Raw genomic sequence first — 26,560 nt, 5'->3', positions numbered from 1 at the left:
GAAATGCCGCAACAAACTGTCTTGTCGATGGAGCTGACAATGCCTCAACTGCGTTTATTCAGCGTTTTACTGATGCTCTGTCTGGTTCCGCTCAGCGGCGTTCAGGCAGCACCGGAGCAGCCCGCCCAACCTCCCGCGAATCAGGCGACCGCCTCCCCCAGCTGGCCACAGGTGCTGGCTGCCGGCGACACCAAATTGACCATCTACCAACCGCAACTGGACAGTTGGGACGGCTACACCCTGAACGCGCGGACTGCCGTGGAGGCCACGGGCACCGATGGCAAATCCACCTACGGCATCGTGCAGTTCAGCGCACACACGCTGGTCGACAAGGCCACCCGCTGGGTGGCGCTCGACCATTACACCATCACCAAGGCCGATTTCCCCGATAGCGCAACCAAGGCTGACAGCTGGGTCGCCGCGGTGAAGCAAGACGCCGAGAACCGCACGAAAAGCATTTCCCTCGACCAACTCGAAGCCGCGCTCGGCGTCATCGCCGCCGAGCAAAAGTCCGGCAGCGAGCCGCTGGAAAATACCCCGCCGACCATTATTTCGTCCGAGGTACCCGCACTGCTGGTGTACATCGATGGCGAGCCTGCCTATCGCCCCGTTGATGGCACCTCACTGCAGCGGGTGATCAACACCCGGCCGCTGCTGCTCAAGGATGCGAAGGGCAAACATTACCTGCACGTGTTCGATGGCTGGATGGTGGCGGACAATCTGGGCGGGCAGTATGCGCCACTGCACCCGCCTTCAGCCGAGCTGGAGAAAGCCAAGAAAGCTGCGATCCAGGGTCACCAGGTAGACCTGCTGACGGGCCAGAGCGATCCGAAGGACAAGATACCGACACTGGCCAAACCGCCGATTCCGCAAATCTATATCGCCACGGTGCCGACCGAGCTGATCGTCACTGACGGCCCGCCGCAATGGCAGCCGATCCAGAACACCAAGCTGCTGTATGTGACCAACACCACCGGGCATATTTTCAAGGAGATCGGTGACCAGGACAGCTACGTGCTGATCTCGGGTCGCTGGTTCCGCGCCGGAGACATGAAAGGCCCCTGGACCTTTGTCGGCGCAGACAAACTGCCGGCAGACTTCGCCAACATTCCCGATGACAGCCCCAAGGAAAACGTAAAAGCCTCGGTGGCCGGTACACCGCAAGCCAGGGAAGCGGCCATTGCAGCGACCATTGCGCAGACCTCGGCGATCAAGAAAAGCCAGGTGAAAATGAGCAAGCCGGCATTTGACGGCGAACCGCAACTCAAGGCCATCAAAGGCACGCCCCTGCAATACGTGGTCAACAGCCCGATGCCGATCATCATGGTCGATGCACAAAGCTGGTACGCAGTGGAGAACGGTGTCTGGTTCGTGGCCACGTCGGTGCAAGGCCCCTGGACGGTCGCCTCTTCGGTGCCGGCGGTGATTTATTCGATCCCGCCTAGTTCACCGATGCACTACGTCACTTACGTGAAAGTCTACGAAGCCAGTGGCGATACGGTCGTCGTCGGTTACACGCCGGGGTACCAGGGTTCGACGCTGGACCCTGACAGCGGTGTGGTGGTGTATGGCACCGGTTATCCGTATACGCCGTGGGTGGGCAGTGTCTGGTACGGCCCGCCGGTGACCTATGGCTTTGGCGTGGCGATTCGCTACACACCCTGGACAGGCTGGACCTTCGGCTTCGGTTTCGGCTGGAGTTGGGGCGGCAGCACGGTCGCCGTGGGTTGGGGCTGGGGCGCCTATCCGTGGTGGGGCAATTACGGTTGGGGTTACGCTTGGGGGCCACATTTGTACCCGGCGCCAATGCCTTGGGGCGGTGCCGCTTACGGCTATCATGGCGGCGCCGTCGCCTGGGGCCCCGGTGGCTGGGCCGGCACGACCGGCAACATCTACCGCCAGTGGGGCGACCGGGCTTCGGTCAGCCGCTACGGCGGCGGTTACAACGCCTGGACCGGCAATCGCTGGGCCGGTCAGGTTGGAGCCTCCTACAACTCGCGCACCGGCATCGCCGCGGCCGGCCAGCGTGGCGCGGTACACAACGTCTACACCGGCAACTATGCCGCTGGCCGCAGCGGTGTGGCCGTCGGCCCCAACGGCGGGGCCATTGCCGGCCAGCACGTGACGGCCGGCAACGTCCGTACCGGCACCCAGGTCACCGCCAATCGCGGGGCCGTCTACAACCCCAATACCGGCAACACCACCCAATACGCTGGCATTCACGATCGCAACGGCAGCGTTGCGCATGTCGGCGACAACGTGTACGCCGGCCATGATGGCAACGTTTACAAGAGGACCGACAGCGGCTGGCAATCGATGGTCCAGGGCGGTGCAACCCATCTCGATTCGGCCAACACGGCCCAGGTCCAGAATCTCAACCGAGAATACGATGCGCGCTCCTTCGGTAATGATCGCTTCAACAGTTTTCACGACTCTTCCGGGTTTATGAATCGCTCCTTCGGCGGTGGGGGTGGCGGCTTCCACCGACGCTGAAAAAGCCTCAGCCGCTGAAATGACGACTGGCCTTGCGCCAGTCGTTGCGTTACAAATCCTGTTCTACCGTCCCTGCCCTGCTTCAATGTCGGAGAACACAGCACATGAACCAATGGCCAGATACCCGCATTCTTGACCTGCTCGGGATCGAACTGCCGATCATTCAGGGGCCGATGGCCGGTGCCACCAACTCGTCCATGGTGATTGCAGCCTGCAATGCCGGCGGGCTGGGCTCGATGCCGGCGGCGATGCTCAGCACGGATCAATTGCGCGAAGAGCTGAAAACCATCCGCCAACACACCCAGCGCCCGATCAACGTCAACTTCTTCTGTCATCAGCCTCCAGCCCCTGATGAACAACGCGCGCAGGACTGGAAAAACCTGCTGCAACCCTACTACCAGGAACTCGGCGCCGACTTTGATGCGCCAACACCGGTGTCCAACCGGGCGCCATTCGATAACGCCGCCTGCGAAGTGGTCGAAGCGTTTCGCCCTGAAGTGGTGAGTTTTCACTTTGGCCTGCCGGAAAAATCCCTGCTTGACCGGGTCAAAGCCACCGGTGCGAAAGTGCTGTCCTCGGCCACCACCGTCGCAGAAGCGGTGTGGCTTGAGCAGCATGGCTGCGATGCAATCATTGCCATGGGCTACGAAGCCGGGGGCCATCGCGGGATGTTTCTCAGCGATGACCTGAGCAGTCAGGTGGGGACTTTCGCCCTGGTGCCGCAAGTCGTCGATGCGGTGAAAGTGCCGGTGATTGCCGCCGGCGGCATCGCTGACGCACGAGGCGTCGCCGCCGCCTTCATGCTGGGCGCTTCGGCAGTGCAGGTGGGTACGGCGTACCTGTTCACCCCAGAGGCCAAGGTCAGTCCGTCCCATCACAAAGCCTTGCGCACCGCCAGGGAAAGCGAGACGGCCGTCACCAACGTGTTCACCGGTCGCCCGGCCCGGGGCATCCTCAATCGGGTGATGCGTGAACTGGGGCCCATGAGCGCCAAGGCCCCGGCCTTCCCCCTTGCCGGTGGCGCGCTGATGCCTCTGCGGGCCAAAGGTGAAGCGGACTTCAGCAACCTCTGGGCCGGCCAGGCCTTTACCCTCGGGGTTGAATTGACCACCGCGGCACTCACTCGACAACTGGCTGAAGAAGGATTAGCCAGACTGCTACGTCACCCCTGAGCAGCACTTGCGTTAAAATTGTATACAGTTTTGTGACAGCACATTCCGTTCAAAGGCAATTCGCTATATATTTTTGTACATAACGATTAACCTGCTGCAATTGCCTTTAACGGAGCCGTTTCATGACCATTGGTGCCTCACGTTTTGCCCCTGCCTGCCTGACAAGCCTTCTCGCCGTATTCGCCTTGGGCTCAGCCCAGGCGGACGAAGTCCAGGTGGCTGTCGCTGCCAACTTCACCGCGCCTATCCAGGCCATCGCCGCTGATTTCGAAAAAGACACCGGGCATAAACTGGTCGCATCCTTTGGCGCTACCGGCCAGTTCTACACCCAGATCAAAAACGGCGCGCCGTTCGAAGTGTTCTTCTCGGCAGACGACAGCACCCCGCAAAAACTTGAAGCCGAAGGCGATACCGTCAAGGGGTCGCGCTTCACTTACGCGGTCGGTACGCTGGCGCTATGGTCGGCCAAAGAAGGCTACGTCGATGCCAAGGGCGATGTGCTGAAAAAGAACGAATACCAGCACCTGTCCATCGCCAACCCGAAAGCTGCACCGTATGGCCTGGCGGCGACCCAGGTGTTGGCCAGGGAAGGTCTGACCGACAAGGTCAAAGCGAAGATCGTTGAAGGCCAGAACATCACCCAGGCCTACCAATTCGTCTCCACCGGCAATGCCGAGTTGGGTTTTGTCGCCCTGTCGCAGATCTACAAGGACGGCAAGATCACCAGCGGTTCGGCCTGGATCGTTCCAGCCAGTCTGCACGACCCGATCAAACAGGACGCTGTGATTCTCAACAAGGGCAAGGACAACCCGGCCGCCAAGGCACTGGTTGACTACCTCAAGGGGCCGAAAGCGGCAGCTGTCATCAAGTCCTACGGTTACGAAATCTAAATGTCGCTATCGAGTGCCGATTATTCCGCCATCTGGCTGACCCTGAAACTGGCGTCCCTGACGACCGTCATCCTGCTGATTGTCGGCACTCCGATTGCGCTATGGCTCGCGCGCACCCGCTCCTGGCTGCGCGGCCCGGTCGGGGCGATTGTTGCCCTGCCCCTGGTGCTGCCGCCGACAGTGATTGGTTTTTATCTGTTGCTGGCGCTCGGCCCTCACGGGTACATCGGCCAGCTCAGCCAATCACTCGGCCTTGGCACCCTCACCTTCAGTTTTGCGGGGCTGGTCATCGGTTCGGTGTTGTATTCGATGCCGTTCGTGGTCCAGCCGCTGCAAAACGCATTTTCCGCAATCGGCACGCGCCCGCTCGAAGTGGCCGCGACGCTGCGGGCCAATCCCTGGGACACCTTTTTCAGCGTGACGCTGCCCCTGGCCCGCCCCGGTTTCATTACCGCAGCCATTCTCGGCTTCGCTCACACCGTCGGCGAGTTCGGCGTAGTGCTGATGATCGGCGGCAACATTCCCGAGAAGACCCGCGTGGTCTCGGTGCAGATCTACGATCACGTCGAAGCCATGGAATATGCCCAGGCCCATTGGCTGGCCGGGGCGATGCTGATGTTCTCGTTTGTCGTCTTGCTGGCGCTGTATTCCAGCCGAAAAACCAAAGTGGGCTGGAGCTGATCGATGATTCAAATGCGCCTGAAACTACGCTACTCGAGCTTCGCCCTGGACGTCGACCTGCAACTGCCGGGGCGTGGCGTCACTGCGCTTTACGGTCACTCCGGCTCGGGCAAGACCACTTGCCTGCGCTGCATTGCCGGCCTGGAACGGGCCGATCAAGGCTTTATCCAGGTCAACGATGAAGTCTGGCAAGACAGCGAAAACAGGGTGTTCGTCGCGCCGCACAAACGCGCGCTCGGCTACGTGTTCCAGGAAGCCAGCCTGTTTCCTCATCTGTCGGTGTTGGCCAACCTGGAGTTCGGCCTCAAGCGCATCCCCAAGTCGCAGCGTCGGGTCGATATGGCCCACGCCACCGAGTTGCTGGGCATCAGCCATTTGCTGGACCGGCACCCACAACACCTTTCGGGCGGTGAGCGACAGCGCGTCGGCATGGCCCGCGCACTGCTCACCAGCCCGAAACTGCTGTTGATGGACGAGCCTCTGGCCGCGCTCGATGCCCAGCGCAAAAGTGAAATCCTGCCCTACTTGCAACGTCTGCACGACGAACTCGACATCCCGGTGCTGTACGTCAGCCACTCCCAGGATGAAGTTGCGCGGCTGGCCGACCATATCGTGTTGCTGAGCAACGGCAAAGCGCTGGCCAGCGGCCCGATCGGCCAGACCCTGGCGCGCCTCGACTTGCCGCTGGCAATGGGGGATGACGCCGGTGTGGTGATCGAAGGTCGCGTGAGCGCCTATGACGCCGACTATCAACTGCTCAGCCTGCAGTTGCCCGACACCACTCTCAACATTCGTGTGCCTCACACACCGATGGATACGGGTCAGACACTGCGCTGCAAGGTCCAGGCGCGGGATGTGAGCCTGAGCCTGCACAGTGCCGAGCAAAGCAGCATTCTCAATCGCCTGCCGGTCACGGTGGTCAGTGAAATGAATGCCGACAACGCCGCCCATGTGCTGATTCGCCTGGACGCCGCAGGCTCGCCGCTGCTTGCACGGATCACGCGTTATTCCCGCGACCAATTGAACGTCCATTCCGGTCAGCAACTCTGGGCACAAATCAAAGCGGTCGCGGTGCTGGCGTAAATCCGGCGGCACCTGAGCCGACGAATTAACCTGCCTGTTTTTTGCACGATCACCAATGGCTTCTATAGTTGATCTGTACACGAATCAGCTGCGGAGACGCCATGGAAGAGATTTTCGTAGTGAAGCGTTGCAACAGGATCATCATCCATGGCCGCCGTGCGGGTGAATATGACCACCTGCCACCGGATGCCGCGGCCTGGTACCGCATCGCCGATACCCGAACCCAAGGCTTCATCGGTGACGGATACGATGTTGAGGAAGACGCCCAGCGCGTTTGCCGGTTGTTGAACGCTAAATCACAAGTGACAGCCCGACAAAGTTGACGGCCCGTCACCATTTTTGAACGGGTCTATACTGAAATTGCAGAAGGATCAGTAACCCATTCGGCAGAAAGCTCGCTCCCGGCGGGCTTTTTGCTGCCACACTCAGGTTTCTTGAACGGAGGTGTCTCCCATGTCCGAAAAAGAGTCCATCACCACCCTGCTCACCTTGCTGGACTCCCGTCAGGCCCGCTTGGCCGCGGCCTGCAAGGAAATCGCCGACTGGGTCGATCATCAAGGCGGGCACCCCACCGCCCTCAGAATTCGTGATCGCCTGAACGACATCGAGAAGGACGCGCCGCTGATTCGGCACACGCTGTCGTCACTCAAACCTGTCGACCCGCCTCTGCCCCGGTTCAGATGATCCGTCGCGGATTTGCGGTACGAGGACAGGTCCGATTCGGGCAGCATGATCGGTGACGGTGACGTCTCCGAACGTTTGGCTGCCTGCCAGGTTTTCACCCTCTCTCACAACCCGACCTGGCGCCGGGATTTTTTGTTGCGCAAAACCAAACGAACGTCACCGCTCACGTGGGGTCAACCGATCACACGTCACCAAGGAGACGTTCCAATGGTCACTCACTTCAAAGTCAGCGGGCACCTGGCCTGCGGTCACAACGGCAACAACCTCGTATCGACCCGCGAACTCAATCGGGTGAAATGCAGAAGCTGCCGAAACACCGACGCATACAAGGAAGCCCGCAAGACCGAACGCAACGCTGCCCGCCGCGCAGCACGCAAAGCCAAAGCCGTCCACACCGCCAATAACTGGCGTTCAGCCTGGACCGAGCGACTGACTGCGATGGCCGGCCTGCAACGACTGCCGCGCGGCTTTGCCGGCCAACCTTTCGTTTAGGAAATTGAAACAACTGCCAGGCTTTTACTGCGATTAGATGTCCCTGCACGCTGGGTCCATGACCTCGCGCAGGGACATGCGCTTGAACGCCTCGACCAGCGCGCGTCCTTCCTCTGGCGTACAAGTGACAGCCAACCGCATGGTCGCCTCGCCCAGGTGCCAAATCAAAAACGCGGACTCCTGAACCTGTAGCTCATCGCTTTGCGGAAATACGCGAAGCATGGCCTGGGCCAACAGCGCTCCGGCAACCCGACTCTCCCCCAGCTCCAGCTGCAACAACTGTTTGTCGGCCTGCATGCCGGACCAGATGTCACGCATCACCGGTGTCGCCATCACGATCTCGTAATACTGATCGAGCAACTGCGAATAAGCCGCCTGCAAACCCTGGGCATCCTCGACCGCCTCCATTGCCTCTGTAATGCAACGACGGCTCTCAGCGTTGTAGCGTTCGGCCAGCATCCGGATGACGGAACTCTTGTCGGGAAAGTACTGATAAAGAGAACCGATCGAGATTTCGGAGCGCTCGGCGATTTCACTCATCTTGAGCTGATCGCTGCCCTTGTCTGCGATCAATTGAGTCGCCATCGCCAATATCCGCTCCTGACGCTCACGGCTGCGCTGTTGCATGGGATTGCGTCGAACCGCTTGCGCAGCAGGCTGTTCGAGGGTTTCAGAGGTTTTTTTGCGCACGAGCGAATTTCCCGGTCAATAACGTGACATGTACTCACCTTAGCATCGCCACTCCTTACGCCCAATATCAGATGTCCACACGTCGGGCAATTCGATCTGATGGGTTGACGACAAAACATGAGCATCTATCATCTTTTAAACGTGAGTATCACTCACATTAACCGATGGAGATGAACGCGATGAAAACCGATCAACCAATCACACTGGTCCTTGGCGCCACGGGCAAAACCGGGCGGCGAATCACACAACGACTCGAAGCGGCCGGCTTGCCCGTTCGCCAAGGCTCCCGCGATGCGAATCCCCCTTTCGACTGGGAAGATCGATCAACCTGGGACGCGGTGATAGATGGCGCTCATGCGGTCTACATTTCCTTCCAACCTGATCTCGCCGTTCCAGGCGCCCTTGAAACCATTCAGGCGTTCACCGACCTGGCAGTGAAAAGCGGAGTCCGCAAACTGGTTTTGTTATCCGGGCGCGGTGAGATCGAAGCAGAACAGGCCGAACGTGTCGTACAGAACAGCAGGATTGACTGGACGATTCTGCGGGCCAGTTGGTTCTGCCAGAATTTCAGCGAGGCGCACTTTCTTGAACCCATTCTGCAAGGCGAACTCGCACTCCCCGTCGGCCGAGTCGCCGAACCCTTTGTCGATGCAGAGGACATCGCCGAATGTGCCGTCGCCGCACTGACCCAACCCGGACACACCAACCAGCTCTATGAATTGACTGGCCCTCGGGCGCTGACCTTTGCCGAAGCCGTGACCGAGATCGCCCGCTCCACCCATCGCAACATCGAATTCGTGGCCGTACCAGCGGATGCCTATCGACAAGCATTGGAACAGGAACAACTTCCCCCGGAGTTGATCGATCTGGTGCTGTATCTGTTCACGACTGTGCTCGATGGCCGCAACACGCCCGTGACCGATGGCGTACAACGGGCACTGGGTCGGCCGGCACGCGACTTTAGCGACTACGTACAGCGCACGGCCGCTACGGGCATCTGGGGAAATGCAAGTCCGACGTAAAGCAGTGGCGAGAACCCGCTTCGTCGACTAGGGTATTTTGCGTATCGAACTGCGGCGCCTTTATTGGCAGGAGCCTGATCAAGGAGGTACCCATGTCACCCAATCGTAGTGCTGAACAAATCTATCGCCAATGGTCCAGCCCGATCCTGTTGGAACTCAAGGAGCGAGAACATCAAATGAACCCGTCAGACCGCCAGGCTTTGGAAAACGTACTGCTGGAAAGAAGGCTGATCGATACCGGCAACCCGACCGGCAGCGATCGCCGCAAGGCAGATCCGGCGTCCTGAAAAACATCAGGCAACCACGATCTAGACAGATGAAATGAAGCAGAAACAACCAAGGGTTTGCACAGCGTTCGCTCGCGAACCCTTGGTTTCAGATAACGCCGGGCAACGGAATCGATGGCATTGCCTCTCTAAAACCACCCACTACGTTCGTCTTCCAACTCTTGACGGCACTGCTTGAGTTGGGCGCTGTAAATCTCTGACTGCTTTTGCACTTTCTGGGCAACCTGCATCAGCCACGGCTTACTGCGATAGGTATTGCGGCTATAGCCCCCACGCCCCTCGTGGTAAGCCAGGTACTGATTGTAGGTGTCCCATTTGGAGATTCCGAGCTGGCGGTGGGTGCCAGTGGTGTACCAACCGATAAACATGATCGCGTCGTCGAAGCTGTCACGCGAACCGCCGTTGCCAGTATCGCCCTTGTACTCGCCCCACACCGGATCTTGAGCCTGCGCATAACCATAAGCCGAACTGACTCGCCCCCAAGGGATCACCCAGAGCAGGTAGTCACGAGGCGGCAATGCGTCAGCCACGTAGCTGCTTTCCTGCTTCATTATCGCCATGGCCACATGCGCAGGCGTCCCATATTCACTCTGCATTTCCAGCGAGTCCTCGTACCAGTCGGGATACTCATGGTAAATATTGCAGAGATTGCTTTGATCTTTGGGTGGCGTAGTCGTGCAACCTGTCAAAAACATAAACAACAGAGCCAACAGCGAAACTTGTCTTTGTTTCATCCAGCACCCTCAAAAAAATAAGGGCATAAAGTGCCCTCCGATTACTGCAAGGAGCTTGAGTCGGCAGTTGCAGGCAAAAACTTCAGAAGACATCCATCTTGACCTCGTCACCTTTATTGAGAGACTGCTTTGTAAATCCCTATTGCAAAACCAGGCCCTGCATGGACTTCATGCCTGAGGTGATTCTTTTTGCGTGAGCATGACCGGGTAGTCCGTTCGGATGCGTAACGTGATGGATTGGAGCAGAGGCTGGTTTTTGCAGAGTAAAGAAAARGGGCCTGCATTAGGTATCTCACGCAAGCCCTTGATATTCATGGTAAGAAGCCGGAATCGACCCGGCACGCCCTTACGAGCGGGGGATTTTAATTCCACTCGATATCTTCATATAATTCAATGGCTTACACGAATATTCCTGCCTCAATTCTTTCCGAGGCACGCCGCCACAAGCCTTATACCCAGTGGTTTGAGATTTTTTTGCGGCATCTTTTCGGGGTCGTGCCGAGATATGGTAAAAATTAGGACATCCGCTCTGTAACACAATGAATTAGAAGGTAATTTATAGGTTATTACTTTCTGCTCACCCGCCGTTTGGTTAGATGTCTACTTCAGCGCCAAGGCCAGGCCGGGGTCCATGGCGCACTATAATTTAGTGCAGGGGGACCGTCAGAGGTGGCGCTATGCGTATCTTCAAACAGCTCCTGCTCTTGGTCGCGGGGCTTCTGGCAAGCAGCCTCTCCCTGGAGGCAATCAGCGGTGGCGGCCTCGGTCAAAATCCTCACCCGACCGTTCTGGTCAGTGGGCAGCCACAGCAATGCGGGCAATTCCACCATTTCCACACGGGCCCGTTTCATATGGGAAACCGGCATTTCGTGCCAATGCACAACCGGCATTTCGTACCAATGGATAACCGGCACTTCATACCAATCCACCGGATGAACAGCGTCAAGGTGATCAGAGGGCCCGGGGTCAGCGACCAGCCCTTCGGTTCCAGGCACGTTCACTTTGTGCGCCACTTCGATCCGAGGACGGGGCAGTTTCTGAGTCAACCGGCAACATCCGGGAGGTAATGGACCAGCTTGGTCACACCACCGTAGTGATGACTAAGCAATACATCCGCAACCGCAAAGGGAAGAAGGTGACGTCTACAAAATAGGAATTGCGGCAATAAAAAACTAAGGGCCTGCATGAGGTATCTCACGCAAGCCCTTGATATTCATGGTGAAGCCTGAATCGAACCTTCTTCTTTGTCGCTGAAAATAAAGGAAAATTTTAAGTTCGAAAATTTCTCTACCTCTATGTGTACCCTCATTGAGCTTTTCCAATGGTACGACTGGAACGCGACGCTAGATGTGAGTTTCGTTTCCCGTTCCGCCTTTTTGCACGGCAGGAAGCGCAGGTGTCGCGTTGTATGAGGGGGGGGCGCAAGCATGGAGAGATTCGCAGCTCATTGATAGATCGGTTTCGATCACCACTTGGCTTTAAAGCCCCAACTCCAAGGCCAGCAAGTCCGACAACGGCTGGGGACGTCGAATCAATTTAGCTTGCCCTTGCTCGATCAACACTTCCGGCAACAGTGTGCGGCTGTTGTAATTGGATGACATGGAGGCGCCGTACGCGCCGGTATCGTGCATGACCAGCAAGTCGCCAACCTGCGCTTCAGGTAACAAACGGGGTGTGACGCCCTGTTCATCCTGCGTAAAAATATCGCCGGATTCGCACAGGGGACCTCCCACTACACAGAGGTGCTCCGGACGACTGACCGGGACACCTTGGGAGTCCAGCAAGGTCATGTGGTGATAGGCGCCATAGAGGGCTGGCCGCATCAGGTCATTGAAGCCGGCGTTCACCAGGATGAAGTTTTGGCTACCGACTTTTTTGACCGCGCGGACTTCGGTAACCAAATAGCCTGACTCGGCTACCAGGAAGCGACCGGGCTCGATCTCCATCCGTACCGGGTGAGCGAGAAAAGCCTCGATGTCCTGTCTGGCCTGGCGCCATGCGTTCGCATAACGCTGGATATCCACCGGTTCATCCCCCACACGATAAGGCGTGGAAAGCCCCCCGCCTATGGAGAAAGCTTCGATATCGTGGTCGAGTGCCCTCACGGCCGAGACCATGGCACAGCCCACTTGCTCAAGGTGCGCGTAATCCACACCTGAACCGATATGCATGTGCAATCCCACCAGCTTCAGCCCGAATTGCCGAATCACGCTGAGCGCTTCTTGAACCTGGTCATGCCAGATCCCATGCTTGCTGTTTTCACCACCGGTATTGGTCTTGCGGCTGTGGCCATGGCCGAACCCTGGATTGATCCGCAGCCAGACGCGATGGCCGGGAGACTGTTGGCCCAATTGGCGGAGCATATCAATCGAGCCGGTGTTGACCTCAATGTTCAGTTCGACGACGCGTCGCAATGTCGCTTCATCGAACAGATCACAAGTCAGAACAATGCCTGCCGGGTCGCCGGCAGGGCTGTATCCAGCGAGCAGCGCCCGCTCGATTTCACCCAGTGATACGGCATCGATCCGCACGCCTTGTTCGCGGATCAACCGGAGAATATGCAGGTTGGAACAGGCTTTTTGCGCGTATCGAATGACATCGAAGCCTTGCAGTTGGTCGATGCGTGCCCTGATGGTCTTCGCGTCATAACACCAGAGCGGGGTGCCGTGCTGTCTCGCAGTCTCGGCTAATTGCTGGAAAACGGAATGGTTGGGCATGGAGGTATTCAATCTGAAGTAAAGAGAGAAGCCATCATGTCGACCATTCAGCATTCAATAAAATATCTATTCTTTGCTAGTCGATTCAGTTTTGATATAGGCCTTGATCAACTGACGGAGGCCAGGTGTGGGAATTTCCATACGGCATATCGAAGTCTTCCGCGCCATCATGCAGGCGGGGAGCGTCACCGGAGCGGCCCGCTTACTATTTACTTCCCAACCCACGGTCAGTCGGGAACTGGCGCGGCTTGAAAGCATCTCTGGCCTTCGGCTGTTTGATCGAGAGGGAGGGAGGTTGGTACCGACGGCTCAGGCCATTATGCTGCTCGAAGAAGTTGAACGTTCCTACATCGGGTTGGAACGAATCAACAGCGTTGCACAGTCGATCCGTCGCTTCGAACATGGCCAACTGAGCGTCGCCTGCCTTCCGTTGTTTTCCCAGACGCTGTTGCCCAAGGTCTGTAAGCACTTTCAGCAACAGCATGTCGGCATAGGCTTGAGCATTGCTGCACAGGAATCCCCCTTACTGGAAGAGTCACTCAGCGCCCAGCGTTACGACCTCGGATTGACCGAGGGTGAGCATGTACCTCGAGGCACCCAAGGGGAATTGCTCTTTTGTTCCGACATGGTCTGCATACTGCCAGAGGGTCACTCTTTGCTGTCCAGGCCGCTGCTCGTAATGGAAGATTTTCGCGGTGTCGATTTCATCAACTTTTCGGGTCTGGACATCTATCGTCAGACGCTCGATGAGCACTTTCGTCAGGCCGGAGTCGAACGGCATACCGTCATCGAAACAACCAACGCCGCATCGGTCTGTGCCATGGTCAGGCAACAGTTGGGGGTGGCGATTATCAACCCTTTGACCGCCGTGGAGGAATCAGGCAGAGGATTGGCCATTCGGCCGATCAATGTGTCCATTCCCTATCGCGTTATGTTGATCAGGCCTGATTATCGGCCCTCCTCTATCTTCGTCGATGCCTTCTGCAAGTCGTTGAGCGATGAGGCGCTGTGTCTTGCCAATGCACTAGAGGGTTCCAGTTAAAAGATAGCCATGCTCTAGCATGAGCGCTCCCATCATGACCCCGCGCATCAATGGCTGCGTGAGTACATCGCGGACTCGGTGTGATCCGAACAAAGCGTTCTACCTCTCAGGCTGTACGATATCTAGCAGTTGGCCGTAATGAAGAATCTTCTTTTCGGCAAGGATTTCGAGCGTTGTGTACGCGCGAAGCAATGTCGGATACCGGGACGGATCACCCTCTCGCCCCAGTGCGCAATTCAGAGTGTTCTCGCTAATGCATCACCTTGGCGCGGATCCAGCACAAAATCCCCATAAGCAAGCATGGCGGCATCCCAATTCACATCCATATGGGACGCCATCACCTGAATGTCACGCCAGTGCCGTTGCACCGGACTCGCATCAAAAATCGCCGCAGTCCCCATTTGCCACACCAGCCGTTGCACGGCCTGCACGCACAACCGAATCAGATACGCACGATCGCGCTTGAGGGTGACCAACTCTTGCAGAGACAGTGACCTGCGGGCGACACCTGCGCTATGGAGTAAAAAGGTAATGGCTTGGTAAAGGTGTCTGGCGCAGCTCAACTCCGCAGCACTCTCCGCGAGTCGCTCCAGCCATATTGGCCGAGCCTTTAATGCCCCGCCCTCCTTCGTGGGTTCATGCTTTCGCAGTGCTGCAATGCAGTCGTCGTAGGCCCCCTCCGCGCAGCCAAGCACCGGGCCGATGTGCAGACTGCCCAGATACGGAATGAACTCCACATCAAACAGGTAGCCGTCCGGATTGTGCCTGGCGCCTGCCGGTGCCGGGCCGAAACACTCGGATTGCGAGACGACCCAAGCATCCGGCACAAAGACATCATCCAGCCGCAGGTCTTTTGATCCGGTACCGCACATTCCAGCAACGTGCCAGACATCCTCGATCTGAACCTGATCCGTGCGGAGCGTGAACAACAGCGTTTGGCCGAACGATGCGCCACGAGGATCCTTGCCGGACACGATCACCCAGTTGGCATGATCGATCCCTGAACTGAAACGCCAGGTTCCGCCGATACGAAAACCACCGTCTTGCTTCAGGATCGAGACCCCTTTGGACACGGAAGCAGTCGCAATGATTTGCCCGGCGCCATCGGCAAAGACCTGCTCCTGACAGGTGGGAGGAAGCCGCCCGACAATCGCCGCATGGCTGCCCACCAGACCTATCATCCAACCGGTCGACGGACAAGCGCGTGCGGCAATTCGGGAGGTTTCAACCAGGGTTGGCCAATCGCGCTGCAGCCCACCATAGCGTCCAGGCACAAACAACTGCATAAGCCCTTCTGCAAGTAATTCCTCCACCGTCTGCTGCGAAACACAGCGAGCCTGTTCGGTTTCAGCGGCACGGGCCCGCCACCGGCCAAGCAGTTTTCGCGCGCGATCGCAGGTTTCATGATGTTCCAATGACAGGTTAGCCATCCAGTCCATGAACTTCGTTACCTCGACAATCAGCATTAGGGACAAAGTTTCCTGACAACCGGAGACTCGAAGCAGAACCCTTCGGGGATAAAGGGCTCGCCTAGCAGTTCGATGAACCTGCGGATGCAGTTTTCGTCATTGGACGCGACAAACTCATAGAAATTGGTGCCGTTCCAGATGACATAGATATGAGAAAAATAGCGGGACGCGGCTTCGACGAAATCAGAGAAAAGGATCTGACCGTTTTCCATCTGCACTAACATGGCCTCCCTTTTCCAGGCTATCTGCGCCTCGGAAAAATAATGAGACTTGTGCTGTTCGTCCTTTACCCGCGCCCGTCGCTCATACTCTTGGATGTCGCTCTGATTGCATTTTTCCAGAAAGAAAGCGAGGCCATCCTCTCGCAAAAAGCGGGAAACGAACTTCAGGTGCTCATCCCTGTTTCTGCCATAGAATTGAAAGGCCGCCATCTCATAGAGGTAGTCGACTCCGCAAAACAGCGAGTCGACGCCTAAGGCGTCCGCCACGATATCCTCTGTGATCTGAAGAAATGACCCCGAATAAAATGCAGAGATTTCCTTGTCGGTGTGGGCGTCGAAATGTTGCTGGTTGGCCTTGTTCGGAGAATTGGTCAGGGTTCTGATGGCCCCATTGGAATACTTCGCCAGGGTCCTTGCACTGCTCCCGTCAAACGCATCGATTTCCCACAGGGAAAAGTTTCGATCGTCTTTTTTTCGTCGCTCACGGGTATATCGGTCGAGCGCCACACCGATGCGTGAAAGCTCTTCCACAATCCCCGGCACACTGGCCAGGAAGTGCGAGAAAAGCGGCCCCGTCTGCGTCACCAGCAAATCATGGTAGGCCCTGACATCATCGTCCTGGATACGCTCACGAATTCTGGTTGTCACAGCCTGCCTGGGCACCTGGACCTTCCCGTTTGCCAGATCGTCAAAATAATCGGCCAGTTTGTTCATCGCAGAATCGACAAACGCAGGGTTTGAATCTGTGGTCATTTCCGTAATTCCATTTACGCGTTAAGTGTTTATTAAATTGCGATAGCGCCGGCGGCCAGGAGATGCGCCGTGGTTTTGCCGTTGAGGTTGCGGGGCAACGCCGCATGAAAACTGACAATGGCGGGCACCATGTACCAATCCAGCTGCGTGGCGCAGTACTGGATGAGCGCATCAGCGGACAACTCATGGCCTTCTTTCAATACCACGCAGGCCTTCGGAACCTGACCGGCCACTTCGTCAGGGACGGGGATCACAACCGCTTCGCTCACGGCTTCATGAGCGACGATCACATGCTCGATTTCCCGGGGGTTCACCTGAAAAGTCCGCCGCGTAAATACGTTGTCTTTTCTACCGACGAAATAGAGATACTGTTCACTGTCCCGTTTGAACAGGTCACCGGTGAAGTAAACCCGCGCTTCACCGAACAGATTGTTTTTAACGACCTGGCGGGTCAGTTCTGGTTTGTTCCAGTAACCGAGCATGACCAAATCACCCGCGACCACAAGTTCTCCCACACAATCAGGCCGGGTAATCAGTTGCCCGGCATCGTCAACCAGGAATACGTTAACCCCGGCAATCGCCTTACCCACCGAGCCGGGGCGTTGATCAAGTTGCTCTGGAGGTAAATACGCGACTCGCTTGCACTCCGTCAGGCCATACATGGAGTAAACGGCAACGCCCGGAAGGAGCGCTCGCAATAGCTGTATATGCTTGGGAGGCAACGCTTGCCCGCTGCTGGCAATGTACTTCAGGGATTTGATTTTTTCCGGTTGAAACGTGTCGGGGTCGGCCTGCAAGAGGTAGTGAAAGGCGGGCGGCAGAATATGCATCCCGGTTATGCCTCGGCGTTGAATCAAATCGAGCAAGTGCTCCGGCTGCTCAGGCAGTGCATTTTCGGAAACCGAATGACCACCGCCGAGCAACGGCATCATGATGTTGTAAAAGCCGTAATCAAAATGCAGAGGTGAGAAGTTCAGAATGACCGCATCTGCGAAGTCCCCCAGATAACTGGAAACCGCCGTGTAGGCCGCCATCATATTGCTGTTGCTGACCGCCACGCCTTTCGAGTCTTTCGTCGAACCACTGGTGTGAAAGATGACGCGGACTTCACTGCCCTCAAGCCCCCCATCACACTCCGGGAACGCTTCATTCAACCCGGCAAATCGGCTGGTGTGCCAATCGCCCATGTGCAAGACGAACTGTAAATGGACCTTCCCGGTCAACTCATCGAGGCTGGCACTTGCCGGTACGATCAAGGTCTTTGCCTTGATATCGTTAAGTTGATGGATCAGTTTTTCGGCGGCGATACCGTAATGCATCAGCACCAGGACGAATCCGGCTTTCATGACGCCCAGCGCACAGGCAATGGTTTCGATGGAAGTGGGTGCATTAAGTGCGACCCGATCACTCGTCGTCATCCCCGTGCCCACTAACTGCCGGGCTACCACGCAGGCGAGTTCGTCCAACGCTCCGTAGGTGATCTTTCGGCCACTGATGGTCAGCGCAATCTTGTCCGGTGTTCGCTCGGCGTGGTCTTTTACATAGTCATGGAACTGTTTCATCTGGCCACCTCGCTGCCATCCGCCAAGGTTGACGACGAAGAGTCGTCTTCCCTGTTCGCCTGTACGGCTTCGTTGTCCTTGGGGACGAGCAGCACAATTGCCCCCACGATCACTTCGAAAATCCCGGCACCGACAATCACCAGGCCGGTTTCAAAACGGGCATACAGCGCAGCACCGCAGGCACCGGCAATCAGAATCGACGCACCCAGCGTGGCAAAGCGCAGCCTTGCCAGCCCGGCGATTTCGCTTTGCCTGAACCGGGTTTGAATGAGCAGAATGAATGAGATGTCGATCAGTGGCCCGCCGAGTGCCGCAAGACTTGCGCCAACCATCATCCCCGTCAGGACGTGTTCCGGTGGCAGGTACAGCACGGCCGCACCGATGATCGCGATGCCCAAGCCGTTGACCACGGAGCCGAAGGTAAACCCGTGATACAAGCGGTGGATCTGCAGATTGCCCACAACAAAAATGGAGATCAGGTTCCCTGCCCCGTATGCCCCCATGATCAGGCCGTAGGCAGCAAAACCCTGTACGCCGAATCCCTGGATATCGTATTTGACGACGGCCAGCGCCATGCCGATCGATATACCCACGCTCCAGGCAACATTGCCCAGTCCCGCACACACATACACCGCCTGCATCTGGCGGCGTCCCGCAAGACTTCTCCAACCGGCGGTAAATCCGGCACGCCGGCTTGTTGCCTTGACAGGTTGGCGCGGCAACGCTTTGCCCAGCTTCATGACCGCCCACGCGGAGATCAGGAAGGTGATGCTGTTCAGGGTAAACAGATGCTCGATCGGAATCAGCAGCGTAATCGCCGCTGCCAGCATTGGCCCGATCACCCGGGCGACCCGGATGATTGCATCGAACAGCGCGTTGACCGATTGCAACTGGTCCGGCGCCGCGACAATGCGCGGCAGACTGGCGCGCAGCGCCGGCTCGAACAACGAGTTGACGATCATCATGAGCATGAGCGGCACCGCCAGCATCCACAGACTCATGATGCCGAGCCCCCAAGCCAGCACCGGAATCAAGGCCAGCCCCGCTCGCGCCAGGTCGGCACCGATCATCGTGCGACGGTGGTCCCAGCGCTCTGCCCATATCCCCCCCAGCAAAGCACCTGCCAACGCAGCGGCACCGCGCAAGGCACTGAGCCAGCTCGCATCGGTTCCGGCGATCTGCACCGCCATCCAGGCGATGGCAATCGCGAAGAGTTCGTCACCGATCGAAGAGAGCGCCAACCCTCCCCACAGCAAGGCTACGGGCCGCTGAAGCAACGGCCTGAACAATTTCATATCATCAACTCCGCACAGTCACTCAACAGGACTGAAAAAGCCCCTGTCGTCTCGTTACTCGTTGGTTGGAAACGACTGGCCCGTCGAGCAGGCAGTCCATTTCGGAACTCAGTACGAAGAGGCACTCTGATTGTTTATAGAGTGGCGCTCGGTGCCTGCGAGGGGAGGATTGAAAACGCTGACCAGAATAAGGTCCGTGAACTTGCCACCACGCAGATAGTGACGATCATGTTTGTCCAGAACGTACATATCTCCCGGACGGATTGCATGGATGGTGCCCTCCATGTCTTCGATTTCGCCCTCACCACCGATGCAATAGCAAGCCTCGAGATGATTGCGATAATGAAGCAGCGATTCCGTACCGGCGCGAACCACCGTGTGGCAAATGGTGAAGCCGACTCCGTCCTGCTCTGTCAGCAGGCGGTGGCTGGTGCCTGATCCCCACTCGACGAAAAAATCGGTTTTCTCGACATCTCGGATGCTACGAACAAACATATTCAGTTCCTTGTGAATAGTTGACTTGCCGCTTCAAAAGTTCGATGCAAGCACAGCGGCTGCGTCGGTAAGGTTGAACAGGTAACGCAGAGGCAGGCTTGCACACAGCAAAATGTTCAACAGATCGCTTGAGGCGCCCCTTTCGAGGTAGCGCTGTCTTTCGCAAATAAAATGAAAACTAGCCCCCCAGATCAAGGGCAAATCACAACCAGATAACAGGATGCTTTCCTACAGCAAATGCAGGAAGTCTTGTCGAAGGACGTGCCTGTGGCACGCATGCCATTACGGCAGACCAGTCATTCCCTGACCCGGTTGTTGCTCCCTGAAGAGCCCTGATCCTACGTGTAAGAATTTAGGAGTGTCAACGGGCTTTTTCCGACTTTTTTCAATGCAGGCGACGGCACATTCGAGATCCGCACGCTTAGGTAGACTCGCCGAGCTGGCGCTTTCCTTGACGTAAGAGCCCGTACACCTCTCGCTCTGTGATACAACCGGTTTCGCGTCGATAGAGGTTTTAGCTAGGGCATAAACCCTGGTAACTGCCCCACCCGCTCGGCCAGATACTGCATAAGTAATCGCGTGCGCAGAGGGCGGTAGCGGCGCTCCGGATAGATCAGAAAAGCGTCGTTTGGCGGGCCGCTCCACTCAGGCAGAACACGCACCAACTGCCCTGATTCAAGCAGGTCGCTGACAAGCCAGGCCGGGGTGATACAAAGCCCGGCGCCCTGTAGAAGACCGTCGCGAATGGCCAATGAGCTGTTGGTTCGATAGCGCCCCTGAGTCGTGACGCTTACCTGCTCCCCAAGGGGGCCACTGAGCTCCAGACGATCGCCTGCGGTCAACCACGCAAACCGCAGGAAATTGTGTTCACTCAGGTCGGCCGGGCTTTTCAACGGGGAATGGGGACGCAGGTATTCAGGTGCGGCCACCAGATATCGCGGTGAGGTCGCTATGTGTCGGGCGACGGCGTTCGGTGGCAATGTGCCCCCCAAGCGTAGAGCCAGGTCGACATTTTCCTCAGTGAGGTCGACGAAACGATCATTGAGGATCAGCTCCACTTCAATGGCCGGGTACTCCTCCATGAACGACAATAGCAACCCATTCAAACGCAACACCCCCAGGCTGACTGGAACGTTGATGCGTAGAAACCCCTCGGGGCGTTCGGTCAGACCGCGCACCTCTGCAACAGCTTCGCTGTACTCCTCCAGCACGCCTTTGGCACGCTCGTAGAAACGCTTTCCCGGTTCGGTAGGTGTCAGCCCGTTAGTGCCACGAATCAGCAGGCGGGCTCCCAATTGCTTCTCCAGGGCGGCGATCAGCTTGCTGACCGTGGGCTGAGTGCTGCCCGACTCACGCGCGGCAGATGACAGGCTTCCAAGCTCGACGGCGCGTACGAAACACTGCATCGCTTTAAGATTGTCCATGGGTATTCGATTCAGGAATGGGCTGTATGGGATTTCCCCTTCTACCACACCCATTTTGAATAGAGCAATCTGGCCTTCCTGAACCATTACCGCCCAAGGACATACCTGGATGAAGGCCTTTCACTCTAGAATACCGTTGCCTCTCGCTTTGACTGCCCTGCTTGCCGCAAGCCCTGTCATGGCAGCGGAAAACTGGGTCACCACCTGGATGGCCAGCCCTCAACCCACCTGGGGCAATGAGTTGCCGCTGCCCACGCGAACTCCTGAAACACTGACTGACAGCACGATCCACCAAAAAGTGCGCATCAGTAGCGGCGGTAGTCGGGTACGCGTGGTGGTTTCTAATGAATATGGCAAGCAACCGCTGGTCATCGGTGCCGCGCGTGTCGCCATTGTAGAAGGTGTCGATCACATTCGCGCGGGCTCCGGGCACACCCTGACGTTCAGCGATCAGGAGCAGGTCATCATCGCTGCGGGCGAAACGCGGATCAGTGACCCGATAGAACTGGCAGTGCCGGTACTCGCTGAGCTTGCAATCTCTCTTTATCTGCCACAGCGCACGCCGTTGACGACCTTCCACTGGGATGGCAAGCAAACGGCATTCATCACACCAGGAAAACAGCTCGACGCTCAGCGGCTGGAAGGCCGCGAGCACGTGGAGGCGCGGCTGTTTCTCAGTGACATTCTGGTGGATGCACCGCTCGACACCCATGCACTTGTGGTGCTCGGCGACTCCATTACCGATGGCAACGGCTCGACTTTGGACAGCAATCGACGCTGGCCGGACTTCCTCGCGCAGCGCTTGACCACACAGAAGCTCGTTGTACTCAATGCCGGCATCTCCGGGGCTCGCCTGCTCGAGGATGGCATGGGGGTCAGCGCGTTGGCACGTTTCGAGCGGGATGTGCTGGCCAAACCCGGGGTAAAAACGGTGATTCTGATGCTCGGTATCAATGACATCAGTTGGCCGGGCAGTTCCTTCGAACCTAACAGGCTCGTGCCGCCCAAGGCAAAATTGATTGCTGGCTATCGTCAACTGATCGATCAAGCACGCCTAAACAACATTCGCATCATTGGAACAACGCTGATGCCCTTCGAAGGCGCCCTGGATGGAACGATCGTGAAGAATTATCACAGCGCGGAAAAAGAACAACTGCGCCAGACAGTCAACCACTGGATACGAACCAGTCACGCCTTCGACGCAGTGATCGACTTCGATCTGTTGACCCGCGATCCTGAACACCCCACTCGCCTACTGCCGCTGATTGATTCGGGAGACCACCTGCATCCCGGCGATGCTGGCAACAAGACGATGGCGGAGAGTGTCGATCTGAAAAATGCTTTTCTAGTACCTCAGCCCAACCAGTGAAAGGTTGATATGGGTCTTAAATAGCCCTGAGCTCGAGAAGTAATTTAGGGGCTTGGCGGATTACGACGAAGCCCTCGCAACTCATGCACTAAATGTGGGAACAGTCTCAGTCAATGCCATGGATGCTCTGGACGTTGCTGTTCCATTCGGTGGTGGCAAGCAGTCTGGGTTTGGTCGAGATCTTTCGCTACACTCTTTCGACAAGTACACCCAACTTAAAACCACATGATTCCAACTGCGTTAAATTAAAATCATAGCCGGTCGCGCATCCACACAATGCGCGACCACTGATGATAAAGCCCCTACATCAGTAAAATATCGACGCTGCAGGCCATATTGAGTCAATTGAAAAAAGCAGCCAGGTAAGCTCTATAAATCTTTTTACTCAACGACTGCACTCCGAGCTCTTAAATCGAAAAATAGATTGCCCCCCCAACAATGCGACCAGATCAAGCGGGTTATTCAATGGTAGAAGCAGCATATCGTGATCATTAGCCCGTAGAAATCAGATGCTGACCGTCACTTTTCGAGTTTCTCCCGATGCCTCAGGTGGCATGTGAAGTCCAGCCCTCCAGTGGCAACTCGAAGAACAACAAACGTCCATCAGAAGCACTCAACTGTAACGGTAACATCCTTTGCCACCGCTCGAAGTTAACACCTCAGCTTGAGCCCAGGGCACTGCACACGAACCGTGTGGTCACGTCGAAATTATCCGGAGTGAGGACATCAATTGGCGAACGACCTTTTAATCGCCCCCCAACGAAGCATTACCGGTACACCTACTTCATTGCGCCACGTTTTACTTATTAACGAGTGACATTCTCGCCGGACTGATTCGCAAACTCGTGAGGGGTGACATGCTCCTGAAGATTGGCCTCAAGGTACCGGCTCCACCAGTTCATGATCAGCCTGCGCTCTTCAATGAACTCTGCCTTGTGAATGCAGGCGGCACGAACGCTGTTCCGCTCTCTATGACTCATTTGCCTTTCGATGGCCGTCTCAGACCACAGACCTGACTCGATCAGTGCGCTACAGGCCATTGAGCGGAATCCGTGACCACAAATCTCTGTCTTCGTGTCGTATCCCATGGTGCGCAACGCTTTATTCACGGTGTTTTCGGACATTGGCTTCCAGGCCCTGGCATCGCCCGCAAATACTAGGTCGAATGTGCCGGTGAGCGCATAGATCTGTTCAAGAAGGGTCACGGCTTGCGGCGATAAAGGAACAAGATGAACATCACCCGCCATCTTCGTACCCCGCGTCGAATGGGGTACGTCTTCCAGCTCGGGCCGAGTATCCGGGATTTCCCACACGCCGCGCTTGAGGTCAAACTCGCTCCAGCGGGCGAAACGCAGCTCACTGGAACGAACAAACACGTGCAGCGACAGCATGATCGTCAACCGGGTCAGTTTGCGGCCCTGGTAGGCATTGATTCGGGCCTGCAATTCAGGAAGGCGTGATAAGGGTAAAGCAGGTCGATGGGAAACTCGCGGTGCTTTGATCAAGCCTTGAAGGTCGTAAGCGGGGTTTACGGGGATGAGGCGGAGGTGCTTTGCCTCACGCATGATACTTTGCAGGAAGCTTTGCACCCTTAAGGCGACGTCGATCGTTCCTCGTTTCCTGATCGCTTCCAAAGGTTGCATCAGGTCATAGGTATCGAGACCAGCAATCGAGCGGGCACCGATCAACGGGAAAACATAGGTTTTAAGGCGGTTCAACACAGTCTTGGAATGGTCGGGTGTCCATTTGGCCATCATGTTCTTGTGCCAGTCCAATGCAACACTTTCAAAGGTCCGGCCATTGACCACATCTTCCGTCCTGGCTCTACGTTTGCTCTCTACGGGATCAATGCCGTCCGCAAGTATCCGTTTCGCCTCTAAACGCTTGTGGCGCGCATCGGCGAGGCCAATGACAGGATAGCTGCCGAGTGAGGTCAATCCTTCTCGCCCATCAGGTTTTACATACCTGAGGCGCCAGCCTTTACGACCGTTTGGTTGGATTAGGAGATAGAGACCATCGCCGTCGAAAAGCTTGTAGGGGCGGTCCCTTGGCTTGGCTAAGCGACAAGCAGAGTCAGTGAGCGGAGCAGTTGTGCGCGACATAAGGGTACTCTCCTTATTCGAACCGGAGACTACCCCTAATTTTACCCTTAAAACGACTAGATTCCAGCAGAACGGACCGGAATCCGACGGAACGCCAAAACGAAAAAACCCGCCATAAGGCAGGTTTTTCGGGGATTCCAGAGAACTTGTAAGCGCTCTATGGATTGCAAGATGGTGCCCGAAGCCGGAATCGAACCGGCACGCCCTTACGAGCGGGGGATTTTAAGTCCCAAGAGAAAATCAATCAGGCCGCACCTTTCAATAGTTTTTTCGGGTCGCAATCACGCCTTTTTGGCTGCCATCCAGGCCAATGTTTCCGCATACTTTTCAGAGATTGCGGACCAGAAAAATTACCCATTTCAGTGTCAAAGTAGGTCCTCGCCCCAAAGCGACTTACACCGCAGATATGCCGATCACGCATACCATAGCGTTTCGCTGTGTGGTTCCGGCCCCTAGCCCCCGATGCCGGGGCCTGCATCAACCTAACATATTGTTTTATAATGTATATATCCGGTTTTTAGAGCGGTAAAACTTCCGTATTTTTGTGCTTTTGCAAACGATAATCCGCGGCTTCCAGCGGAGGTTTTGCGCACAACCCTTCCGGCGTCCAGCCGACCGTTACCCCTCTCCCCATTCCTCCATCATCACCGGCTGCTACGCTGAAATCTCCACGGAGGAATCGCGATGCCAAACTCAGACCTACTCCCTTCCCTGCTCTTCAAAATCAACGAAAACCAGCTCGCCCTAGAAGCCGCCATCCTAGAGCTTTCGAACTGGGTCGAGCAGCGCGGCTCGGCCGACGTCGCCGACAACGTGCGCGGCGCGCTGGAAGCCATCGACAAGAATGAAGAGTTCATAAAGATGACGCTCGCGGTGATGATGGCGCCGGAGTGACGGCAATCGCCAAAAGCGGTTGGTGGAAAGATGAGTCCAACTTCCCGATCCTGCGCCACAAAAACGGGAGGGCTCCAGGTTTTGTGAACGACCGGGATTGATTGCTGACCCGGTCAGCTCCGCCCCCACTGCCGCCATTCTCGTCAGTGTTTCGGACTGTGCGACATATTTCGAAAAAAAGTCGCAAACCCCGCGATGCTTTAGGGCTTGCGACTCATTGGTGATACGCCCCTCAAGCTTGCGGGACGTCTTCTACGGCCAGGCCTGCCGTGTTCATTACGGCGCGTGCAGGCTTAGTTGTGTACCTCAACCGCGTCGACATCCGGCGCGTCCGCCACATCCTCCCGAGCATCTTCCGCCTCGACTTTGGCTGCCTCTCTGGCTGCTTTCGCGTCAGCCTTGGCGGCGTCCCTGGCTGCATCTGCAGYAGCCCTGGCAGCATCTCTGGCTGCATCTGCGTCTGCCTTGGCTTTGTCCCTGGCTGCATCTGCAGCGGCCCGGGCAGCATCTCGGGCAGCATCTGCGTCCGGATCGCCAGCAGCTCTGGCTGCATCTCGAGCTGCATCCGCCTCAGCTCTGGCGGCGTCTCTGGTTGCATTTGCACTAGCTTTTGCCGCATCCCGGGCTGCATCTGCGTCGTTTCTGGCAGCGTCCCTGGCTGCATGTGCGGCATCGTTGTCATTGTCATCCGCGTCGTCGTTGTCTTTCGCGTTGTCGTTGTCTTTCGCCTCGTCGTTGTCTTTCGCCTTGTCGTTGTCTTTCGCCTTGTCGTTGTCTTTCACCTTGTCGTTGTCTTTCGCCTTGTCGTTGTCTTTCGCCTTGTCGTTGTCTTTCACCTTGTCGTTGTCTTTCGCCTTGTCGTTGTCTTTCGCCTTGTCGTTGTCTTTCGCCTTGTCGTTGTCTTTCGCCTTGTCGTTGTCTTTCGCCTTGTCGTTGTCTTTCGCCTTGTCGTTGTCTTTCGCCTTGTCGTTGTCTTTCGCCTTGTCGTT

At 56.8% G+C, this 26,560-nt stretch carries 25 protein-coding genes, 1 tRNA gene and 1 pseudogene; 14 read left to right on the top strand and 13 right to left on the bottom strand.

Annotated elements, in window-relative coordinates; all coding sequences use genetic code 11:
- The first annotated feature begins 39 nt into the window (after positions 1-39).
- The 8 genes from AC1DXW_RS22190 to AC1DXW_RS22155 all read left to right on the top strand — a co-directional run bounded on the left by AC1DXW_RS22190 (position 40) and on the right by AC1DXW_RS22155 (position 7,495).
- Positions 40-2,493, top strand: a complete 2,454-nt coding sequence (locus tag AC1DXW_RS22190) for an autotransporter (RefSeq protein ID WP_477760453.1) — start codon at positions 40-42, stop codon at positions 2,491-2,493.
- 104 nt (positions 2,494-2,597) lie between these two features.
- The gene (locus tag AC1DXW_RS22185; protein WP_477760452.1) at positions 2,598-3,665 is read left to right on the top strand and encodes an NAD(P)H-dependent flavin oxidoreductase; all 1,068 of its coding nucleotides are present in this window, start codon (positions 2,598-2,600) and stop codon (positions 3,663-3,665) included.
- Between the two features lie 122 nt (positions 3,666-3,787).
- Positions 3,788-4,555: a molybdate ABC transporter substrate-binding protein gene (gene modA / locus AC1DXW_RS22180; protein WP_477755543.1), complete on the top strand. Its 768-nt coding sequence runs from the start codon at positions 3,788-3,790 to the stop codon at positions 4,553-4,555.
- Positions 4,556-5,236 (top strand): molybdate ABC transporter permease subunit, encoded by a 681-nt coding sequence (gene modB, locus AC1DXW_RS22175; RefSeq protein ID WP_477755542.1) that lies wholly within the window; start codon positions 4,556-4,558, stop codon positions 5,234-5,236.
- A gap of 3 nt (positions 5,237-5,239) precedes the next feature.
- A complete protein-coding gene (modC, locus tag AC1DXW_RS22170) occupies positions 5,240-6,319 on the top strand; it encodes a molybdenum ABC transporter ATP-binding protein (protein ID WP_477755541.1) in 1,080 nt (359 codons plus the stop codon).
- A 101-nt stretch (positions 6,320-6,420) separates the two neighbouring features.
- Positions 6,421-6,642 (top strand): hypothetical protein, encoded by a 222-nt coding sequence (locus AC1DXW_RS22165; RefSeq protein WP_477755540.1) that lies wholly within the window; start codon positions 6,421-6,423, stop codon positions 6,640-6,642.
- Between the two features lie 130 nt (positions 6,643-6,772).
- Positions 6,773-7,003: a hypothetical protein gene (locus AC1DXW_RS22160; RefSeq protein WP_477760451.1), complete on the top strand. Its 231-nt coding sequence runs from the start codon at positions 6,773-6,775 to the stop codon at positions 7,001-7,003.
- Positions 7,004-7,210: 207 nt separating this feature from the next.
- Entirely contained in the window at positions 7,211-7,495 is a 285-nt protein-coding gene (locus AC1DXW_RS22155; protein ID WP_477755538.1) for a hypothetical protein, read from the top strand.
- Between the two features lie 33 nt (positions 7,496-7,528).
- Here AC1DXW_RS22155 and AC1DXW_RS22150 read toward each other — a convergent pair whose 3' ends face one another.
- Positions 7,529-8,185, bottom strand: a complete 657-nt coding sequence (locus AC1DXW_RS22150; RefSeq protein ID WP_477755537.1) for a TetR/AcrR family transcriptional regulator — start codon at positions 8,183-8,185, stop codon at positions 7,529-7,531.
- Positions 8,186-8,364: 179 nt separating this feature from the next.
- On the opposite strand from AC1DXW_RS22150, the gene AC1DXW_RS22145 reads away from it, so the two are divergent.
- Entirely contained in the window at positions 8,365-9,207 is an 843-nt protein-coding gene (locus AC1DXW_RS22145) for an NAD(P)H-binding protein (RefSeq protein WP_477755536.1), read from the top strand.
- Positions 9,208-9,299: 92 nt separating this feature from the next.
- Complete coding sequence (locus AC1DXW_RS22140; RefSeq protein WP_477755535.1) at positions 9,300-9,494, top strand: hypothetical protein; 195 nt, start codon at positions 9,300-9,302, stop codon at positions 9,492-9,494.
- A 128-nt stretch (positions 9,495-9,622) separates the two neighbouring features.
- Here AC1DXW_RS22140 and AC1DXW_RS22135 read toward each other — a convergent pair whose 3' ends face one another.
- The 3 genes from AC1DXW_RS22135 to lysA form a co-directional block, all read right to left on the bottom strand.
- Positions 9,623-10,228 carry a transglycosylase SLT domain-containing protein gene (locus AC1DXW_RS22135; protein WP_477755534.1) on the bottom strand — a complete coding sequence of 202 codons (606 nt, stop codon included), beginning with the start codon at positions 10,226-10,228 and terminating at the stop codon, positions 9,623-9,625.
- A gap of 605 nt (positions 10,229-10,833) precedes the next feature.
- On the bottom strand, positions 10,834-11,274 hold the full coding sequence (locus tag AC1DXW_RS22130; RefSeq protein ID WP_477755533.1) for a hypothetical protein: 441 nt from the start codon (positions 11,272-11,274) through the stop codon (positions 10,834-10,836).
- 432 nt (positions 11,275-11,706) lie between these two features.
- Positions 11,707-12,945: a diaminopimelate decarboxylase gene (lysA, locus tag AC1DXW_RS22125; RefSeq protein ID WP_477756139.1), complete on the bottom strand. Its 1,239-nt coding sequence runs from the start codon at positions 12,943-12,945 to the stop codon at positions 11,707-11,709.
- A 127-nt stretch (positions 12,946-13,072) separates the two neighbouring features.
- On the opposite strand from lysA, the gene AC1DXW_RS22120 reads away from it, so the two are divergent.
- Positions 13,073-13,987, top strand: a complete 915-nt coding sequence (locus tag AC1DXW_RS22120) for a LysR family transcriptional regulator (protein ID WP_477756138.1) — start codon at positions 13,073-13,075, stop codon at positions 13,985-13,987.
- A gap of 236 nt (positions 13,988-14,223) precedes the next feature.
- On the opposite strand, the gene AC1DXW_RS22115 is transcribed toward AC1DXW_RS22120, so the two are convergent.
- From AC1DXW_RS22115 to AC1DXW_RS22090, 6 genes are all read right to left on the bottom strand, one after another.
- Positions 14,224-15,453, bottom strand: a complete 1,230-nt coding sequence (locus AC1DXW_RS22115) for an acyl-CoA dehydrogenase family protein (protein WP_477760450.1) — start codon at positions 15,451-15,453, stop codon at positions 14,224-14,226.
- Positions 15,453-16,430 (bottom strand): class I SAM-dependent methyltransferase, encoded by a 978-nt coding sequence (locus AC1DXW_RS22110; protein WP_477756136.1) that lies wholly within the window; start codon positions 16,428-16,430, stop codon positions 15,453-15,455. Before AC1DXW_RS22110 ends, AC1DXW_RS22115 begins: the two co-directional genes overlap by 1 nt.
- A gap of 32 nt (positions 16,431-16,462) precedes the next feature.
- Entirely contained in the window at positions 16,463-17,992 is a 1,530-nt protein-coding gene (locus tag AC1DXW_RS22105; RefSeq protein ID WP_477760449.1) for a class I adenylate-forming enzyme family protein, read from the bottom strand.
- Positions 17,989-19,287 carry an MFS transporter gene (locus tag AC1DXW_RS22100; RefSeq protein WP_477756636.1) on the bottom strand — a complete coding sequence of 433 codons (1,299 nt, stop codon included), beginning with the start codon at positions 19,285-19,287 and terminating at the stop codon, positions 17,989-17,991. The genes AC1DXW_RS22105 and AC1DXW_RS22100 overlap by 4 nt, the downstream gene beginning before the upstream one ends.
- A 108-nt stretch (positions 19,288-19,395) precedes the next feature.
- Positions 19,396-19,782 (bottom strand): ectoine synthase, encoded by a 387-nt coding sequence (locus AC1DXW_RS22095; RefSeq protein WP_320390690.1) that lies wholly within the window; start codon positions 19,780-19,782, stop codon positions 19,396-19,398.
- A gap of 518 nt (positions 19,783-20,300) precedes the next feature.
- Positions 20,301-21,206, bottom strand: coding sequence for a LysR family transcriptional regulator (locus tag AC1DXW_RS22090; protein WP_477760448.1), 906 nt, complete (start codon positions 21,204-21,206; stop codon positions 20,301-20,303).
- A gap of 109 nt (positions 21,207-21,315) precedes the next feature.
- On the opposite strand from AC1DXW_RS22090, the gene AC1DXW_RS22085 reads away from it, so the two are divergent.
- Together AC1DXW_RS22085 and AC1DXW_RS22080 are read left to right on the top strand one after the other, a co-directional pair.
- Positions 21,316-22,575: an SGNH/GDSL hydrolase family protein gene (locus tag AC1DXW_RS22085; RefSeq protein ID WP_477756607.1), complete on the top strand. Its 1,260-nt coding sequence runs from the start codon at positions 21,316-21,318 to the stop codon at positions 22,573-22,575.
- 88 nt (positions 22,576-22,663) lie between these two features.
- A pseudogene (locus AC1DXW_RS22080) lies at positions 22,664-22,804 on the top strand (aldehyde dehydrogenase family protein); the annotation flags it as partial.
- Positions 22,805-23,381: 577 nt separating this feature from the next.
- On the opposite strand, the gene AC1DXW_RS22075 reads toward AC1DXW_RS22080, so the two are convergent.
- Both AC1DXW_RS22075 and AC1DXW_RS22070 read right to left on the bottom strand, forming a co-directional pair.
- Positions 23,382-24,677, bottom strand: coding sequence for a tyrosine-type recombinase/integrase (locus AC1DXW_RS22075; protein ID WP_477756557.1), 1,296 nt, complete (start codon positions 24,675-24,677; stop codon positions 23,382-23,384).
- A gap of 172 nt (positions 24,678-24,849) precedes the next feature.
- Positions 24,850-24,985, bottom strand: a tRNA-Leu gene (locus AC1DXW_RS22070).
- A gap of 376 nt (positions 24,986-25,361) precedes the next feature.
- On the opposite strand from AC1DXW_RS22070, the gene AC1DXW_RS22065 reads away from it, so the two are divergent.
- Complete coding sequence (locus tag AC1DXW_RS22065; protein WP_223510914.1) at positions 25,362-25,571, top strand: hypothetical protein; 210 nt, start codon at positions 25,362-25,364, stop codon at positions 25,569-25,571.
- A 293-nt stretch (positions 25,572-25,864) separates the two neighbouring features.
- Here AC1DXW_RS22065 and AC1DXW_RS22060 read toward each other — a convergent pair.
- The coding region (locus AC1DXW_RS22060; RefSeq protein ID WP_477760447.1) for a hypothetical protein at positions 25,865-26,560 on the bottom strand (696 nt) is incomplete at its 5' end.

The organism is Pseudomonas sp. P4_C4 (assembly GCF_056402055.1).
This window is presented reverse-complemented; position numbering and strand designations above follow the sequence as displayed.

What these genes read in the sequence shown, in the direction of transcription:
- AC1DXW_RS22115 (WP_477760450.1), bottom strand. Translation starts at nt 15,453, where the DNA reads ATGCTGATTGTCGAGGTAACGAAGTTCATGGACTGGATGGCTAACCTG.
- AC1DXW_RS22090 (WP_477760448.1), bottom strand. Translation starts at nt 21,206, where the DNA reads ATGGACAATCTTAAAGCGATGCAGTGTTTCGTACGCGCCGTCGAGCTT.
- lysA (WP_477756139.1), bottom strand. Translation starts at nt 12,945, where the DNA reads ATGCCCAACCATTCCGTTTTCCAGCAATTAGCCGAGACTGCGAGACAG.
- AC1DXW_RS22075 (WP_477756557.1), bottom strand. Translation starts at nt 24,677, where the DNA reads ATGTCGCGCACAACTGCTCCGCTCACTGACTCTGCTTGTCGCTTAGCC.
- AC1DXW_RS22065 (WP_223510914.1), top strand. Translation starts at nt 25,362, where the DNA reads ATGCCAAACTCAGACCTACTCCCTTCCCTGCTCTTCAAAATCAACGAA.
- AC1DXW_RS22100 (WP_477756636.1), bottom strand. Translation starts at nt 19,287, where the DNA reads ATGAAATTGTTCAGGCCGTTGCTTCAGCGGCCCGTAGCCTTGCTGTGG.
- AC1DXW_RS22190 (WP_477760453.1), top strand. Translation starts at nt 40, where the DNA reads ATGCCTCAACTGCGTTTATTCAGCGTTTTACTGATGCTCTGTCTGGTT.
- AC1DXW_RS22140 (WP_477755535.1), top strand. Translation starts at nt 9,300, where the DNA reads ATGTCACCCAATCGTAGTGCTGAACAAATCTATCGCCAATGGTCCAGC.
- AC1DXW_RS22085 (WP_477756607.1), top strand. Translation starts at nt 21,316, where the DNA reads ATGAAGGCCTTTCACTCTAGAATACCGTTGCCTCTCGCTTTGACTGCC.
- AC1DXW_RS22105 (WP_477760449.1), bottom strand. Translation starts at nt 17,992, where the DNA reads ATGAAACAGTTCCATGACTATGTAAAAGACCACGCCGAGCGAACACCG.
- modA (WP_477755543.1), top strand. Translation starts at nt 3,788, where the DNA reads ATGACCATTGGTGCCTCACGTTTTGCCCCTGCCTGCCTGACAAGCCTT.
- AC1DXW_RS22155 (WP_477755538.1), top strand. Translation starts at nt 7,211, where the DNA reads ATGGTCACTCACTTCAAAGTCAGCGGGCACCTGGCCTGCGGTCACAAC.
- AC1DXW_RS22135 (WP_477755534.1), bottom strand. Translation starts at nt 10,228, where the DNA reads ATGAAACAAAGACAAGTTTCGCTGTTGGCTCTGTTGTTTATGTTTTTG.
- AC1DXW_RS22185 (WP_477760452.1), top strand. Translation starts at nt 2,598, where the DNA reads ATGAACCAATGGCCAGATACCCGCATTCTTGACCTGCTCGGGATCGAA.
- AC1DXW_RS22095 (WP_320390690.1), bottom strand. Translation starts at nt 19,782, where the DNA reads ATGTTTGTTCGTAGCATCCGAGATGTCGAGAAAACCGATTTTTTCGTC.
- modB (WP_477755542.1), top strand. Translation starts at nt 4,556, where the DNA reads ATGTCGCTATCGAGTGCCGATTATTCCGCCATCTGGCTGACCCTGAAA.
- AC1DXW_RS22160 (WP_477760451.1), top strand. Translation starts at nt 6,773, where the DNA reads ATGTCCGAAAAAGAGTCCATCACCACCCTGCTCACCTTGCTGGACTCC.
- AC1DXW_RS22110 (WP_477756136.1), bottom strand. Translation starts at nt 16,430, where the DNA reads ATGACCACAGATTCAAACCCTGCGTTTGTCGATTCTGCGATGAACAAA.
- modC (WP_477755541.1), top strand. Translation starts at nt 5,240, where the DNA reads ATGATTCAAATGCGCCTGAAACTACGCTACTCGAGCTTCGCCCTGGAC.
- AC1DXW_RS22165 (WP_477755540.1), top strand. Translation starts at nt 6,421, where the DNA reads ATGGAAGAGATTTTCGTAGTGAAGCGTTGCAACAGGATCATCATCCAT.
- AC1DXW_RS22145 (WP_477755536.1), top strand. Translation starts at nt 8,365, where the DNA reads ATGAAAACCGATCAACCAATCACACTGGTCCTTGGCGCCACGGGCAAA.